The organism is Alistipes sp. UBA6068 (assembly GCF_949428155.1).
Taxonomy (GTDB): domain Bacteria; phylum Bacteroidota; class Bacteroidia; order Bacteroidales; family Rikenellaceae; genus Alistipes; species Alistipes muris.
Genome location: NZ_CASQFS010000005.1, coordinates 144,735 through 161,239 on the forward strand (window position 1 = coordinate 144,735; position 16,505 = coordinate 161,239).

12 protein-coding genes are annotated in these 16,505 nt (G+C 61.6%); 10 read left to right on the forward strand and 2 right to left on the reverse strand.

All coding sequences use genetic code 11. From position 1 onward, the window contains the following. The first annotated feature begins 49 nt into the window (after positions 1 to 49). Both QVG21_RS04465 and QVG21_RS04470 read left to right on the forward strand, forming a co-directional pair. Positions 50 to 2,083 carry a S9 family peptidase gene (locus tag QVG21_RS04465; protein ID WP_502871758.1) on the forward strand — a complete coding sequence of 678 codons (2,034 nt, stop codon included), beginning with the start codon at positions 50 to 52 and terminating at the stop codon, positions 2,081 to 2,083. 1 nt (position 2,084) lies between these two features. Next, positions 2,085 to 2,555: a methylated-DNA--[protein]-cysteine S-methyltransferase gene (locus tag QVG21_RS04470; protein ID WP_287922608.1), complete on the forward strand. Its 471-nt coding sequence runs from the start codon at positions 2,085 to 2,087 to the stop codon at positions 2,553 to 2,555. A 45-nt stretch (positions 2,556 to 2,600) separates the two neighbouring features. Here the strand turns inward: QVG21_RS04470 and QVG21_RS04475 are convergent, their stop codons facing one another. Beyond that, on the reverse strand, positions 2,601 to 3,428 hold the full coding sequence (locus tag QVG21_RS04475) for a 2,3,4,5-tetrahydropyridine-2,6-dicarboxylate N-succinyltransferase (RefSeq protein ID WP_287922610.1): 828 nt from the start codon (positions 3,426 to 3,428) through the stop codon (positions 2,601 to 2,603). 90 nt (positions 3,429 to 3,518) lie between these two features. Here QVG21_RS04475 and QVG21_RS04480 point away from each other — a divergent pair, with 90 nt between their 5' ends. Together QVG21_RS04480 and QVG21_RS04485 are read left to right on the forward strand one after the other, a co-directional pair. Next, positions 3,519 to 5,654: a prolyl oligopeptidase family serine peptidase gene (locus QVG21_RS04480; RefSeq protein WP_287922612.1), complete on the forward strand. Its 2,136-nt coding sequence runs from the start codon at positions 3,519 to 3,521 to the stop codon at positions 5,652 to 5,654. Positions 5,655 to 5,661: 7 nt separating this feature from the next. Continuing rightward, a complete protein-coding gene (locus tag QVG21_RS04485; protein ID WP_287922613.1) occupies positions 5,662 to 6,924 on the forward strand; it encodes an aspartate kinase in 1,263 nt (420 codons plus the stop codon). Positions 6,925 to 6,939: 15 nt separating this feature from the next. Here QVG21_RS04485 and QVG21_RS04490 read toward each other — a convergent pair whose 3' ends face one another. Continuing rightward, the gene (locus QVG21_RS04490; protein WP_287922615.1) at positions 6,940 to 8,019 is read right to left on the reverse strand and encodes a DUF4435 domain-containing protein; all 1,080 of its coding nucleotides are present in this window, start codon (positions 8,017 to 8,019) and stop codon (positions 6,940 to 6,942) included. A 167-nt stretch (positions 8,020 to 8,186) separates the two neighbouring features. Between QVG21_RS04490 and QVG21_RS04495 the strand changes: the two genes are divergently transcribed. From QVG21_RS04495 to QVG21_RS04520, 6 genes are all read left to right on the forward strand, one after another. After that, positions 8,187 to 8,534, forward strand: a complete 348-nt coding sequence (locus QVG21_RS04495) for a translation initiation factor (RefSeq protein ID WP_251213840.1) — start codon at positions 8,187 to 8,189, stop codon at positions 8,532 to 8,534. A gap of 2 nt (positions 8,535 to 8,536) precedes the next feature. Then, positions 8,537 to 11,524, forward strand: a complete 2,988-nt coding sequence (locus tag QVG21_RS04500) for a hypothetical protein (protein WP_287922617.1) — start codon at positions 8,537 to 8,539, stop codon at positions 11,522 to 11,524. 193 nt (positions 11,525 to 11,717) lie between these two features. After that, complete coding sequence (locus QVG21_RS04505; RefSeq protein ID WP_287922619.1) at positions 11,718 to 14,177, forward strand: transglycosylase domain-containing protein; 2,460 nt, start codon at positions 11,718 to 11,720, stop codon at positions 14,175 to 14,177. A 109-nt stretch (positions 14,178 to 14,286) separates the two neighbouring features. After that, positions 14,287 to 15,279: an aspartate-semialdehyde dehydrogenase gene (locus tag QVG21_RS04510; protein WP_287922621.1), complete on the forward strand. Its 993-nt coding sequence runs from the start codon at positions 14,287 to 14,289 to the stop codon at positions 15,277 to 15,279. A 154-nt stretch (positions 15,280 to 15,433) separates the two neighbouring features. Continuing rightward, positions 15,434 to 15,595, forward strand: coding sequence for a rubredoxin (gene rd / locus QVG21_RS04515; RefSeq protein ID WP_251213836.1), 162 nt, complete (start codon positions 15,434 to 15,436; stop codon positions 15,593 to 15,595). A 102-nt stretch (positions 15,596 to 15,697) separates the two neighbouring features. Continuing rightward, positions 15,698 to 16,306 (forward strand): superoxide dismutase, encoded by a 609-nt coding sequence (locus QVG21_RS04520; RefSeq protein WP_251213835.1) that lies wholly within the window; start codon positions 15,698 to 15,700, stop codon positions 16,304 to 16,306. The last annotated feature ends 199 nt before the right edge of the window (positions 16,307 to 16,505 follow it).

Below are 16,505 nucleotides of genomic sequence, written 5' to 3' on the forward strand. Positions count from 1 at the left end.
TGCGGCGCAGGCCGGCGGCGAGTACGACGAAATCGCCCGCCTGCGGGCCATGAACCGTCGCGTCGGCGGCATCCGGTCGATGAACGACGGCGAACACTATACGGTCATCGAGGAGAACAACGTGGTCCGCTACGGCTATGCCGAGGCGGGCGACGGCGAGAAACTGCTGCCCCGGTCTCTCTCGACGGGGATTGCCGATTATGCCTTTTCGCCCGACGAGCGCTGCCTGCTCGTCGCTTCGGGCCGCACGCCCATCTACCGCCATTCGTACACCACGAAATACTATCTTTCCGACGGGCAGACGCTGGAGCCTGTCCTGCCCGACGCCCAGGCGCCGCGCGATGCGTCGTTCTCGCCCGACGGCTCGGCGATTCTCTACTCCGACCGCAACGACCTCTATCTCTACGACATGGCTTCCCGCAAGACGCGGCGGCTGACCTCCGACGGCGAGTGGAACGCCGTCATCAACGGCACCACGGACTGGGTCTACGAGGAGGAGTTCGGGCTGACACGGGCCTACGCCTTTTCGCCCGACGGGCGCCGGGTGGCCTACCTGCGTTTCGACGAGCGCGAGGTGCCCACGATGCAGATGATGCGTTTCGACGGCAAGCTGCACAACGAGGCCTTTTCGTTCAAGTATCCCAAGGCCGGGGACCCCAATTCCAAGGTGCAGCTTTTCGTCGTCGACCTGGCCACCGGGGAGCGCGAGCGCATCGACACCGGGCCCGACAGCGACCAGTACCTTCCCCGCATCGGCTTCACGCCCGACGGGCGGCTGTGGTACCACCGCATCAACCGGCGGCAGAATACGTTCGAGGTGCAGCTGTGCGAACCCAACGGCGCCCAGCGGACCATCTACGAGGAGCGGGCCCAGCAGTATGTCGAGCGGGTCGACGACCGGACGGTCACGTTCATCGACAAGGAGCGTTTTCTGGTGCGCCAGGAGAGCCACACGGGATTCATGCACCTCTACCTCTACGGCATCCGCGGCGGGTTCCTCGCCCAGGTGACCAAAGGGCCGTGGGAGGTGACCGAGGTGGTCGCCGCAACGCCCAAACGGGTGTGGTTCCTCTCGACCGAGACTTCGCCCCTGCGCCGCAACCTTTACAGCGTGGCGCTCAACGGCAAGGACAAGCGCCGCCTGACCCCGGACGACGGGTATTATACCATCGCTCCGAGCTCGGGGATGAAATATTATATTTCGACCTATTCGTCGGCCGCGACCCCCAACCGGGTCGAAATCTGCAAGGGCGACGGAACGGTCGTGCGCACGCTGGAGACCAACGACGCCTTGCGGGCCGAACTGGCCGCCACGCAGCGCCCGGCGAAGGAATTCTTCACCTTCGTCACCGAGCGCGGCGACACGCTCAACGCCTACATCGTCCGGCCGCGCGGTTTCGACCCCTCGCGGCGTTATCCGGTGCTGCTGACGCAGTATTCGGGTCCCGGGTCGCAGACCGTCGCCGACCGCTGGTCGCTCGACTGGGAGGATGCGCTGGCCGACAAGGGCTATATCGTCGTTTCGGCCGACGGGCGCGGCACGGGGTTCCGCGGCGAGCGGTTCAAGAAACAGACCTACGGACGCTTGGGCGCGATGGAGACCGAAGACCAGCTTTCGCTGGCCCGCCACATGGCGGCTCAGCCGTGGGTCGATGCCGGGCGGATAGGCATTTACGGCTGGTCCTACGGCGGGTTCATGGCGCTGAACTGCGCGCTCAAGGGCCACGGGCTGTTCAAGATGGCCATTGCCGTGGCGCCCGTGACTTCGTGGCGCTACTACGATACGATTTACACCGAAATCTACAACAACCTGCCGCAATACAACGCGGCGGGCTACGACGACCATTCGCCCCTGCGGCTGGCGCGGCTGCTCGACGACAAGCGCACGCGGCTGCTGCTTATCCATGGCACGGCCGACGACAATGTGCATTTCCAGCATACGGCCGAAATGGCACGGGCGCTCAACCGCGCGGGCAAGCGCTACGACATGATGGTCTATCCTGACCAGAACCACTCGATGATGCCCGACGATACGGCCAACGTGCGGCAGAAGATGATCGACTACACGCTCGAACACTTGTAGGATGGAGCGTTCGGTCTGGTTGGATACGCCCGTGGGGCCCGTGACCGTCACGGCGACGGAGCGGGCGGTGACGGCCGTGCGTTTCGGGGCGGCGGGGCCCGCTGTCGGGCAGGCCGGAGATTTGCCGCCCGTGCTTCGGCAGGCGGTGGAGGAGCTGCGCGAATACTTCGCAGGCGAGCGGCGCGAATTCACCTTGCCGCTGGCGCCCGCCGGAACGCCTTTTCAGCAGCAGGTGTGGGCCGCCCTGCGGGAAATCCCTTATGGCGCGACTTGTTCCTATGGGTGGATTGCCGGGCGCATCGGGCGTCCCAAGGCGTGCCGTGCCGTCGGCATGGCCAACAACCGCAATCCGATTGCCATCGTCGTGCCGTGCCACCGCGTCGTCGGGGCTTCCGGCGCCTTGGTCGGTTATGCCGCCGGGTTGGAGGTTAAGGAAAAGCTGCTGGCGTTGGAATCAATGAATAATGAATAATCGGTTTTTGCTGCCGGGCAATTATTCACTATTCATTATTTATTTTTATACCGATACTCCGAAGTCGCGCAGTGCGTCGTTGAGCGAGGTTTTCTTGTCGGTCGATTCCTTGCGCTGTCCGATGATAAGGGCGCAGCTGACGCTGTATTCGCCTGCCGGGAACTGCTTGCGGTAGCTGCCGGGAACCACCACCGAGCGGGGCGGTACATAGCCCTTGTAGGTCACGGGTTCGGGGCCCGTCACGTCGATGATGTGCGTCGAGCCCGTGATGACCGTGTTGGAGCCCAAGACCGCTTCGCGGCCGATGCGGGCGCCTTCCACCACAATCGAGCGCGAACCGATGAAGCAGTTGTCCTCGATGATGACAGGCGCCGCCTGCACAGGTTCCAGCACGCCGCCGATGCCCACGCCGCCCGACAGATGCACGTGCTTGCCGATTTGGGCGCACGAACCTACCGTCGCCCACGTGTCGACCATCGTCCCCGTGTCGACGTAGGCTCCGATGTTCACATACGACGGCATCAGAATCGCCCCCGGGGCGATGTAGGCGCCGTAGCGCGCCACGGCGTGGGGCACGACCCGCACGCCTAATTCTTCGTAGCCGTGTTTGAGTTCCATCTTGTCGAACCACTCCAGTTCGCCCGCTCCCATCTTGCGCATGGGCTGAATCGGGAAGTAGAGGATGACGGCTTTCTTGACCCATTCGTTCACCCGCCACTCGCTTTTTTCCGCATCGACGGGTTCGGCGCAGCGCAGCAGGCCTTTGTCCACCAGTTCCACAGCACGGCGTATCGCTTCCTGCGATTCCGTGCTGCCGAGCAGCGTGCGGTCTTCCCACGTGCGTTCGATTATCGTTTTGAGTTCTTCGTACATAACGGTTTCGTTGTTTTCGTTCGCAGAGAGACAAAGTTAGGCAAATTTTTCTAACTTTGCCTTGATAAAACTACGTTAATATCCCCCACCATGTTCAAATCGGTACGTATGGCCGTGCTCCTTGCGGGCGGCGCGGCGATGATTGCAGCAAGTTGTTCGCAGATGAAACAGATCAAGCATCAGCCCTATCCCGACACCGCGCGCGGCGAGGTGGTCGACGATTATTTCGGCACCGTCGTGGCCGACCCCTACCGTTGGCTCGAAGACGACAATTCCGAGGCCACGGCCGCCTGGGTCGCTGCCGAGAACGCCGTGACGGACGATTATCTGGCGCAGATTCCGTTTCGCGGGGCCATCCGCGAGCGGCTCACCGAGCTGTGGAACTATCCCAAGCAGGGCATCCCCGCCAAGCATGGCGATGCGTGGTACTGGTTCCATAACAACGGGTTGCAGAATCAGTCGGTGCTCTATCGGGCCGCCGCGCCCGACGGCGAGGCCCAGGTCTTCCTCGACCCCAATGCCTTGTCCGACGACGGTACGGTGGCGCTTTCGGACGTCTCGTTCTCCGAGGACGGCAAATATTGCGCCTACGCCGTGGCCGCTTCGGGTTCCGACTGGGTCCAGATCCGGGTGCTCGACGTGGCTTCGGGCAAGCTGACCGACGACTGCATCGAGTGGGTGAAGTTCTCGGGCGCCACGTGGTCGCCCGATTCCAAAGGTTTCTATTACAGCGCCTACGACGCTCCCGAAAAGGGGGTCTATTCGTCGCAGAACCAGTTTCAGAAGGTCTACTATCACCTCCTCGGCACCCCGCAGTCGGCCGACGTGCTGGTGTACCGCGACGCGGCCCATCCGCTCCGCTACTTCTCGGCTTGGCCCAGCGACGACGGCAAGTGGCTCTTCGTGGTCGCGTCGGAGGGTACCTCGGGCACCGAAATCCTCTACAGGAAAATCGGCGAGAAGAAGTTCCGCACGCTGCTGCCCGGCTTCGATGCCGACTATGAGTTCGTGGAGTGCCGCAACGACGAGTTTTTCTATACTTCCAACGACGGAGCGTCGAATCGGCGTCTGCTGAAGCTCGATCTGAACCGTCCCGGCAAGCCGGAGGTGGTCATCCCCGAAAAGGAGCAGTTGCTGGAGAGCGTTTCGACGGGCGGCGACTGCCTGTTCGCCATCTACTTGCAGGATGCACAGCATAAGGTCGTTCAGTACGGGTTCGACGGCAAGCCCGTCCGCGAAGTCGCCCTGCCCGCCATCGGCACCCTCGGCGGTTTCGGCGGCGAAAAGGAGGATGCGCAGTTCTACTACTCGCTGTCGAACTACACCTCGCCCGCCACGATTTACCGCTACGACATCGCTTCGGGCGAATCGGCGCTTTTCAAGGCGCCCGAGGTGCGTTTCGACCCCGAATTGTTCGTCACCGAGCAGGTTTTCTACCCCTCCAAGGACGGGACGCGCGTGCCGATGTTCATCACCCATCGCCGCGACATGGAGCTCGACGGCACGAACCCGTGTCTACTCTATGCCTACGGCGGTTTCCAGATCAACCTCACGCCCGGCTTCAACCCCTCGGCGCTGATGTTCGTCGAGCAGGGCGGCATCTACTGCGTCGCCAACCTGCGCGGCGGTTCGGAGTACGGCGAGGCCTGGCACAAGGCGGGCATGCTCGAAAACAAGCAGAACGTTTTCGACGACTTCATCGCCGCGGCCGAGTATCTGATTGCCGCCAAGTACACTTCGTCCGACCGGCTGGCCATCAACGGCGGCTCGAACGGCGGTCTGCTGGTCGGCGCCTGCGAGGTGCAGCGCCCCGACCTTTTCGCCGTCTGCCTGCCTGCCGTGGGGGTGATGGACATGCTCCGCTACCACAAGTTCACCATCGGCTGGGGCTGGGCCGTCGAATACGGCACGTCGGACAACGAGGAGCAGTTTTCGTACATTTACAAATATTCCCCTCTCCATAATATAAAGGAGGGCGTGGCCTATCCCGCTACGCTGGTCATGACGGCCGACCACGACGACCGGGTCGTGCCGGCCCACTCGTTCAAGTTCGCCGCCGAGCTCCAACATTGCCAGGCGGGCGAAGCTCCTGTGCTGATTCGTATCGAATCCAACGCGGGCCACGGCGCGGGCAAACCCACCTCGAAGCGCATCGACGAGGCTACGGACATGTATGCTTTCTTGTTCCAGAATATCGGCGTGCCCTATCGCCCGGTCAAAAAATAAGCGCCCGATGAAGGTCTACAAGTTCGGAGGAGCGTCGGTCCGCAATGCCGACGGGGTGCGCAACCTGCTGAAAATCATAGGCGACGAGCGCGACCTGTTCGTCATCGTCTCGGCCATGGGCAAGACGACCAATGCGTTGGAGCGGGTTTTCGCCGGGGTGCAGCAGGCCGACCGGCAGGCCGTGGCGGCCGAAATCGCTGCGCTGCGCGACTGCCATGCGACCATCATCGAGGAGCTGTGGCACGGTCCCGTGCGGCTGGAGCGCGTCGAAGCGTTCTTCGCCGAGCTGGAGGAGGTGACGTCCCGCAGCGACTACAACCCCGAGGACGCCGAGTTGTGGTACGACCGCATCGTGGCGTTCGGCGAGCTGATTTCGACGACCATCATTTCGGAATACCTCGCCTATGCCGGGGTTCCGAACCGGTGGGTCGACATGCGCCGGGCGCTGGTCACCGAGCAGCGCCACAAGGACGCCGAGGTCGATCTGGCCGCTTCGGCACCGCGCCTGCGGGCCGAGGTCGAGGGGCGTTCGGAACGGATATTCGTGGGGCAGGGCTTCATAGGCGGTGCGCCCGACGGCACGACGACGACCCTCGGGCGCGAGGGCTCCGACTACTCGGCGGCCGTGGCGGCCCATATCCTCGACGCCGAGTCGATGGCCGTGTGGAAAGACGTGGACGGCGTGCTGAACGCCGACCCCAAGATTTTCCCCGACGCCGTGCAGATTGCCGAACTCAACTACCTGGATACCATCGAGCTGGCTTACAGCGGGGCGCAGATTATCCACCCGCGGACCATCAAGCCCCTGCAAAACAAGAACATCCCGCTTTACGTCCGGCCGTTCGGCGACAAGCGCAAGCCCGGCACGGTCATCCGCGGCGTCTCGGCGCCCGTCGAGGTGCCGATTCTGATACTGAAAAAGGACCAGGTGCTGCTGACCATCCGTTCGCGCGACTTCTCGTTCGTGCTGGAGGAGAAGTTCGCGGCGATCTTCTCGCTCTTGGAGCGTTACCGCATCAAGGCCAATCTCGTCCACAATTCGGCCGTCAACCTGAGCCTTTGCGTCGACGATTCGTGGCATATCGACCAGGCGGTCGACGCCTTGCGCAAGGAGGGTTTCGACGTGCTGAAAATCGGCCGGATGGAGTTGCTGACCGTGCGCGGATATACCGACGGGCTGTGGCAGCGTTACGCCTGCGGGCCGCAGGTCTTCATCCGGCAGGCTACCCAGTCGACGGTGCGAGTCGTGCGGAAAGCCGAAGCGAAATAAGAGCGGCCGCCGTTTCTATTCTAAGTTTTTCATTTTCGAGAGGATGGCCCAGAAACTGTCGTCGTGGATTTCGCCGCTGCGTTTCATGGCCACGATGGTGCGGGCTATGTAGCGTTGGATGTCGCGCTGGAGCCGTTTGTAGAGCGGGCAGCGCGTGTAGTTCTCGTTGTCCAAGAGCACGTCGCGTATCGAGCGCAGCGAGTTGGTGTAGTTCGAGAGTTCGTTGCGCAGGGCCACCCCCTGCTTCTTCGAGGAGTTAATTTTGGCGATGGAGAGTTGCCGCAGCTTCTCGCACACGGAGTTCAGCAGCACCATCACTACGTTGTCCATCAGCGTGTGGCCGTGCATGAACAGGTAGGTCGTCTCGGGCGTCAGCCCCCGGGCGCAGAGCTGCTGCTCGAAAAGCTGCATCGGTTCCAGCATCTTCGGGTTGCGCTGCCGCAGCAGTTTTTCGCGTTTCTCCACGTTGCGGGCCAGCCATTCGAGCGTCCGCGCGCCGTTGTCGGCGATGTCCAGATAGCCCAGCCTCACCGACGACTTGAAGTCGGCCAGCGTGAAGATGTGTTCCGTGGCCGACTGCGCCGAGTAGGCGTACCACACGAACAGCGGGTAAATCGTCACCGAGTAGTCGCGCATGAAGGCCACGAAGTCGAAAATCCGCGTGTCGTTCTTGGTCGCCTTGACGCATACGTTGTGTAGCGAGGGGGCGTAGCACAGGTAGTTTTCGGTGGCGTAGGCGTAGGTGTGGAACATGCAGCGCGCCGCGTTGACCGCCCGCGACTGGTCGGTGCGGTCGGCGAACAGGTAGTCGAAGTCCGAGTCGACGCACAGCAGCACGTCGTCGCCCGCTTCGGGGATCATGTTGAGCAGGACTTTCTTGCCTTTGGGCAGGTCCTCGCGGTTGGGCACCGAAATCTCGAACCGCAGGTAGGGGTTGCGGAAGTGGTCGAAGATGCCGCGCCAGAAAGCCACGTCCTCGTAGCCCTCGACGAATACGCGCACCAGCCGCTGCGAGGGGTCGGCAGGCAGTGGCTGCGGCAGCGTCGCAGGGTCGGGCGCCCGGCGGGCGAAGTTCTTTTTGCGCAGTTTGGTCATCGGCGGCAGAGTGCGGGAGCAGCTATTTTCCGTAAAGTTAAATATTTTCGTATTTTTGCGCAAAATATCGGCGCCTTTTCGGCGTTTGATTGTTACTTTTCGGAGACAAAACAAGAGGAAAAAGCGCAAGGTCCGTCTTTCGCCTTTCACCTTTCACTTGAATCGAGATGGCCGACAACGATTGGAAAGCACGGCTCGGGATGGTCTATTCGACCGACCCCGGCTTCAAATACCAGACCGTCCGCGACGAGGAGCCCGCGACGCTTGCCCCGCAGGCGCAGGATCTGCGCGTGTGGCTCGACCGCAAGCAGCGGGGCGGCAAGGTCGTTACGCTCGTGCGGGGATTCGTCGGCCGCGACGCCGATTTGCAGGAGCTGGCGCGGATGCTCAAAACCAAATGCGGCGTAGGCGGCGCGGCCAAGGAGGGCGAAATCATCATCCAGGGCGACCATCGCGACCGCGTGGTCGAACTGCTCACCCGCAGCGGTTACCGCTGCAAGAAAGCCGGCAGCTGATTTTGAAAAGGCGGCTTCATTTTCTCTTCGCGCTCGCCCTGCTGGCTGGGTTGCAGAGCGTCCGGGCCCAATATTATACGTGGGGTTCCGACCCGGCCAACCTCCGGTGGTCGACCGTCCGCACGCCCGACGTGCGGATCATCTACCCCGACACGGTTTCCGACCTCGCGGCCCGCACGCTTTTCTACATCCGCACCGTCCGGCCCGACATCGGCTACGGGTTCCGCCACGGGCCCATGCGCATCCCGTTCGTCATGCACCCCGAGAATTTCCGCTCGAACGGGTTGGTCATGTTCCTGCCCAAGCGCGTCGAGTTCCTCACGGCGCCCGCCATCGAGGGTTATTCGATGCCGTGGTGCAAGCAGCTCGTGGCCCACGAGTACCGCCATGCCGTGCAGTACAACAACCTCAATCGCGGCTTCATCCGCGCGCTGAGTTATGTGCTCGGGCAGCAGGGGTCGACCATCGGTTTGCTGTGCATGCCCATCTGGGCCATGGAGGGCGACGCCGTCATGTCCGAGACCGCCATGTCGTCGTTCGGCCGCGGATTGCAGCCTTCGTTTTCGCTCGCCTACCGGGCGATGGACAACATCGGCCGCGACCGTCGCAACCTCGACCGCTGGTTCTGCGGTTCCTACCGCAGCCATGTGCCCGACCAGTACGAGCTGGGCTATCAGATTTGTTCCTATTCCTACGCCCGTTTCGGCGAGAACATCTGGGACAAGGTCGCGTGGTACAGCGCGCGCAACCCCTATGTCTTCTTCACCACCAGCGTGGCCTTGAAAAAGTATTACCGCACAAGCGTTTCGGACCTTTTCCGCGGCACGTTCAACGAGCTGCACGACTTTTGGGCCGCGCTTCCCAAGGTGGAGGACACCGCCGCGCCGCTGTGCGAGCTGCCCGAAAAGAATTACACGACCTATCGTTGGCCGCAGGCGCTTCCCGGCGGGCGGGTGCTGGCGCTCAAGGAGGATTTCGACCGCCCGGCGCGTTTGGTCGAGCTCGACCCCTCGACGGGCCGGGAGCGGACGATTGCCCGCGTCGGCAGCGTTTCGACCCGTCCGGCGCTCGACGGCGGCCGCGTGTGGTGGACCGAGTACCGGCGCTCGAAGCTCTTCGAGCAGCGCGTCAATTCGCAGCTCTGCTACATGGACCTCGCCGAGGGGCGGCCCCGGAGCGTTGCGGGCGAGCGGCGGGCACTCTATCCCGCTTCGGCAGGCGACGGGCTGGGCTGGGTGGAATACAACTACGACGGCAGCTATGCGGTCGTCGTGCGGCAGGCCGACGGCACGCGGCAGCGTTTCGCCGCTCCCGACCGGGCCGAAATCCACGGCCTTGCCTGGGACGATACGACGGTGGCGTGGTATGTCATCGTCACGGACGACAGCGGCATGTGGCTCGGGCGCATCGACAGCGAGGGGGTGCACCCGATTACCGAGGGGGCCTACATCACCCTCTCCAACCTGCGGGCTGGCGGCGGAAAGCTCTACTACGGTTCCATCGCTTCGGGCAAGGACGAAGTCCATTGCTACGACCTGCTGGCGCGGCGCGAGTATCGCGTGACGGCTTCGCAATACGGTTCGTTCGACCCGGCCCCGGCGGAAAACAAGGTCTTGGTCACGACTTACGACAGGCTCGGTTACCGGCCGGCCGTGCAGGCTCTTGCTGACAGCGCTTTGATTCCTGTCGTTCCGGCGCGGCTGCCCGTCGACCTGGTCAATCCGCCGCGCGAGCGCTGGCCCGTGGTGAACCTCGATACGGTGCGTTTCACGGCGGCCGATTCGCTCCGGCAGGCGGGCGAATTCCGCACCAAACGTTACCGCAAGGCGCCCAATCTGGTCAACGTCCATAGCTGGATGCCCGTGGCGTTCGACCCCTTCTCGGCGGTCGAGGAGCATGTCATCGACGCGAACATAGGCGTCACGCTCATGTCGCAGAACCTGCTCTCGAACACCGAGGCGTTCGCTTCCTACGGCTGGAACCGCCGCGAGGGATCGGTCTTCCGGCTCGGGGCGCGCTATTCAGGCCTGGGGGTGCGTTTCGCGCTCGATGCGGCCTACGGCGGCAATCAGGTCCTCTATTCGCCGTTTAAGATGACAGGACAGCCGAAATCCTTGTTGGAGGTGGATACGAACACCGGATTTCTCAAACTTCCGGAACGCTTTTCTCCCGACAAGTACTATTCTGTGGGGCTATCTGCTTCTCTGCCATTCTATTTCCAGTGCGGCTATCATACTCGGCAATTCACAGTTTCGGCTCATTGGAACTATTCCAACGGTATGGTTGCCAAACTTGACCGTATCGAGTGGAAGAACCATAATATTACTAATTTAGAGTATATCGGATTTTATGAGGGACTGCATAAATTATCGTTCGGAGCGGCATTCTCGGACCAAGTACAACGAGCGCACCGCGATTTTGCACCCCGCTGGGGATATACGGTGAGTGCGAATTATAGTTTCAATCCCTCGGACCGTCATTTCAGCAATCTGGTTTCCACTTATGCCCAGGTTTATCTGCCCGGTTTCGCGCGCCACCATTCGGTTAAGGTCGCGGTCAACTATCAGACTTCGATAGGCGGTTACAAGTTCCCCTCGGGCTACGCGCCGCTGAGCTATCTTTCGACGCGGCTTATCCCCCGCGGATTCTCGTCGGGCGATATTCTGTCGAATAATTACTTGGCTGCATCGCTTGATTACCAGCTGCCCGTGTGGTATCCCGAGGGCGGTATCGGGGCGGTGCTCTATTTCAAGCGCATCCGGCTCAATATCGGCGGCGACTACGCCCGGTTCCGCGACTATCTGCCGGGGCCGCATGCCTCGGATGGTCGCATGGTCCCGCGCCGCATCTGGTCCGTGGGCGGCGACATCGTCTTCGACGTCAACGTCTTCCGGCAGCCCGCGTCGGCCACTTCGACCGTCAAGCTCTCGTTCTACCGTCCCTCCAGCGGCGGCCTTTGGTTCACCGCCGCCATGGGACTGCCTTTTTAATTTGGAGGAATTCACAATTCAAAATTCAGAATTGCCGTTATAGGAGAGATTCGATATGCCGTTCGGGCGTGTTTCGGGCAGAATCGGAACGTCTGCAACGTCCGGCCGATTTTTGGGTCGGAAGACGAAAAATTCCGAATTGTGAATTCTGAATTGTGAATTCTTGATTATCTTCGCACCAAATTCTGTTGTTATGGCACAGCGCAGGAAAAAGGGGGTCGACCCCAAGATTATAAGATGGATATGGGTCGTGGCGTTCGCTCCGTTCGCCTTGGTTTTCACCTTGCTGATTCTCACCGCCTGCGGTATCTTCGGGCGGATGCCGTCGTTCGAGGAGCTGGAGAACCCGCGCAGCAACCTCGCCACCGAAATCTATTCGGAGGACGGTAAAATCATCGGTTCGTTTTTCGTTCAGAACCGTTCCTACGTGCAGTATGCCGACCTCTTTCCGCTCGACCCCGCGCAGAACATCCGTCTCGACGGCCACGAGGTGCCGCCCATCGTCGCGGCGCTCATCGCCACCGAGGACGTCCGTTTCCGCAGCCATTCGGGCATCGACATCCCGTCGCTGGCCCGCGTGGCGGTGAAGACCGTGGGTATGCTCAACACCTCGCAGGGCGGCGGTTCGACCATCACCCAGCAGTTGGCCAAGAACCTCTTTCCGCGCGACACGGTGCGCAACCGCGGCAAGATCGTCCGCACGGCCAAGCTCGTTTCGTCCAAGTTCAAGGAGTGGATTACGGCCCTCAAGCTCGAATACAACTACACCAAGGAGGAGATTGCCGCCATGTACCTCAATACCGTCGAGTACGGTTCCAACGCGTTCGGCATCAAGTCGGCGGCCCACACCTTTTTCAACAAGGAGCCCCACGAGCTCAATGTGCAGGAGGCCGCTGTGCTCGTCGGCGTGGTCAACGCTCCGACGTTCTATTCGCCCGTGCGCAATCCCCAGCGGTCGCTCGCCCGCCGCAACCTCGTGCTTTCGCGCATGAAGGCCGCCGGTGCGCTCGGCCGCCGGCAGTACGATTCGATTGCCGCCCTGCCCATCGTGCTCAATTTCAAGCCCATTTCGCACAACGAGGGTACGGCCACTTATTTCCGCGAAATGCTGCGGTTGGTCATGACCGCCCAGCGGCCCCGCCGCAACCAGTTCTACAACGCCTGGGATTACGAGCAGGCCATCAAGGAGTACGACGAAAATCCGCTCTACGGCTGGTGCCACAAGAACCGCAAGGCCGACGGCACGCCCTACAACATCTACCGCGACGGGCTGAAAATCTACACCACCATCAACTCCACCATGCAGCGCTACGCCGAGCAGGCCGTGCAGAAGCAGTTGGCCGAGGTCATCCAGCCGCAGATGGACGACCAGTACCGGCGGACCAAGCAGCTCTTCTTCGAGACCACGCGTGCCGAGCGCGAGCAAATCATGGCCCGGGCCGTGCGTTATTCGGACCGTTACCGCGAGATGCGCCACGCCGGATTCAGCGAGCGCGACATCGAAGCGGCCTTCGACAAGCCCTGTTCGATGAAGGTCTTCACCTACAAGGGCGAGCGCGACACGCTCATGACCCCGCGCGATTCGATTCGTCACCACAAGCGTATCATGCGCGCCGCGTTCCTCGCGCTCGACCCGCGCACGGGCTTCGTCAAGGCTTATGTCGGCGGCCCCAACTTCCGTTATTTCAAGTACGACATGGCCAAGCAGGGCAAGCGGCAGATAGGTTCGACCATCAAGCCTTTCATCTATACCTTCGCCATCGACCATCTGGGGCTCTCGCCCTGCACTCCCGTGCCCAACCTGCCCGTGACCATCGAGACGGCCAACGGTACGGCGTGGTCGCCCAAGGAAGCGGGCAAGGTGCCGCAGGAGGGCGAGCTGCACCCCTTGTCGTGGGGCCTGGCCCTCAGCCGCAACAATTATTCGGCGTGGATCATGAAGCAGGCCAAGGAGCCTGCCGCCGTGGCCGACTTCATCCATAACATGGGTATCCGCAGTTATATCGACCCCGTTCCGGCGTTGTGTCTCGGTACTTCCGAGTCCAACGTCTTCGAGGTGGTGAGCGCTTTCTCGACCTTTGCCAACCAGGGGGTCCATACCGATGCTATTTTCGTCACGCGTATCGAGGACAGGCAGGGCAATGTCATCGCTTCGTTCATCCCGCCGTCGCAGGACGCAGTGAGCGAGCGCACGGCCTACACGATGCTCTCCATGTTGCAGGGCGTTGTCAAGGGCGGTACGGCCGGGCGTCTGAAATGGCAGTTCGGGTTCGACGACGTCGAAATCGGCGGCAAGACGGGTACTTCCAACAAGAACCGCGACGCGTGGTTCGTCGGCGTCGCTCCGCGCCTTGTGGCCGGGGCATGGGTCGGCGGCGAGGACCAGGCCGTGCACCTGGTTTCGCGCGGCGAGGGTAGTGTCGTGGCGCTTCCTATCGTGGGCGAGTTCCTCAAGTCGGTCTACGACAACGGTACGTTAGGCGTGTCGCGCATCGACAAGTTCGTGCGTCCGGCTTCGATGCCGCGCTACGACTGCGGCTGGGTCAAGGAGGCCGAGGAAGAGCAGAAGCTGCGGGAGGCGCTCGAAGCGGAGGGCGAGGTTCTTTTCCCGCAGGAGCAGGAGCCTACCGAGGACGAGCTGTTCTTCGATTGAGCCTGTTCCCGCCGCGGATTTTTCGCGTCGACGGTTCCGCTATGCTGAGCCGGGCGAAGAATCTGTCCGGGCCCGCTTTCCGGTGTAATCATAAATAACGTTATAGAAGATGAAAATCGCAATCGTAGGGGCCAGCGGCGCCGTTGGTCAGGAGTTTCTGAGGATTCTCGAAGAGCGTCCGCTGCCCGTCGACGAACTGGTGCTGTTCGGGTCGGAGCGCAGCGCGGGCCGCAAATACATGTTCCGCGGCAAGGAGCTTACGGTCAAATTGTTGCAGCATAACGACGATTTCCGCGGCATCGACTTCGCCCTCGTTTCGGCCGGGGCGTCGACTTCGCGCGAGTTCGCGGATACCATCACCAAGCACGGTGCGGTCATGATCGACAATTCGAGTGCTTTCCGCATGGACGCCGACGTGCCGCTGGTCGTGCCCGAGGTCAATCCCGGCGATGCCCGGCAGGCACCGCGGCACATCATCGCCAACCCCAACTGCACCACTATCCAGATGGTCGTAGCTTTGCAGGCCATCGAGCGGCTGTCGCATATCCGGCGCGTGCATGTGTCTACCTACCAGTCGGCCAGCGGGGCGGGTGCCGCGGCCATGGCCGAGCTCGAAGCCCAGCATGCCGAGTTGGGGGCCGGGCAGGCGCCGACGGTCGAGAAATTCGCTTTTCAGCTCGCCTACAACGTCATTCCCCATATCGACGTCTTCACCGACAACGACTACACCAAGGAGGAGATGAAGATGTTCCACGAGACGCGCAAAATCATGCACTCCGACATCCGGGTTTCGGCTACCTGCGTGCGCGTGCCCGTCATGCGCGCCCATTCCGAAAGCGTGTGGGTCGAAACCGAACGGCCCCTCTCGCCCGAGGAGGCACGGGCCGCTTTCGCCGCCGCGCCCGGGGTGGTGCTCATGGACGAGCCCGCCGATAAGGTCTATCCCATGCCGTTGTTCGTCGCCGGGCAGGACCCTGTGTACGTGGGGCGTATCCGCAAGGACCTCGCGTGCGACAACGGGCTCGCGTTCTGGTGCGTCAGCGACCAGATTCGCAAGGGGGCCGCGCTCAACGCCGTGCAGATTCTGGAAACACTGTTGTAGCGGTTGCCTTGCGCTGATATTGAAAGGACCGGAATTTCCGGTCCTTTTTTGTTTGCGGTTGCGGGCCGGTTTTCGGAATCGGCGAAAAATTTTCCGGAAAAACGATTCGGGCACCCTATTTGTTGAGGTCGGGGCGAACCAATCTTTTATCGACATGAAAAAATACCGTTGCACCGTCTGCGAATACATTTACGACCCTGCGCTCGGCGACCCCGATAACGGCATCGCTCCCGGCACCCCGTTCGAGGAGCTGCCCGACGGGTGGATTTGCCCTGTCTGCGGAGAGCCCAAGGAGGTCTTCGAGCCGATCGACTGAATGCGGTCCGAAAGGCTCTCTGTGCGTTGTTGAAACGTTTTAGCAAATCTTTCGCTTCATAGGATGATTCCGTTGATTTTACCCTTTTTAATATTCTCTTTTATGCAGAACGATACCGCCACGGCCGCCCGTTTCACGCCGCGGGAACTTCCCTACGCCTACGATGCGCTGGCTCCGCAGCTCTCCGAGGAGACGCTCCATTATCACCACGACAAGCATTATGTCGGTTATGTCAACAAGCTCAACGAGCTGGTCATCGACACGCCCTACGCCGGGCAGCCGCTCGAAGACATCATCATGACGGCCGACGGCGCCGTTTACAACAATGCCGCGCAGGCTTGGAACCACGAATTCTATTTCGACCAGCTTTCGCCCAAGCCGCAGAGCCAGCCGCAGGGTGCGTTGCTGGAGGCTATCGACCGTAGTTTCGGGTCGTTCGACCGGATGAAGACCCGGATGAACACGGCCGCCGCCGGGCTTTTCGGTTCGGGTTGGGTGTGGCTCGCCGCCAAGCCGTCGGGCGAATTGGTCGTCGTCAGCTCGCCCAATGCCGGGAATCCCATGCGCGAGGGGCTCAAGCCGCTGTTGTGCATCGACGTGTGGGAGCATGCCTATTATGTCGACTACCGCAACCGCCGCGCCGATGCCGTCACAGCGTTGTGGGACCGCATCGACTGGAAAACCGTCGGCGAGCGTTACGACCGCAAATAGCCGGGGCGATACCTCCCGTTGATAAGCCGCCTTTGAAAAAGGCGGCTTTTTGTTTCCGGTCGTTCCGAACTTCTTCCGTTGCCGGGTTTTCCGTAGCTTGTTTTTCCCGGATATTCGGCTTATTCGTACATGGGGAGCCGAAAATACTTCGTCTCGGCATAACCAAGCGGTGCTTGCTTCTGCGCTCGACTTTTCGTAT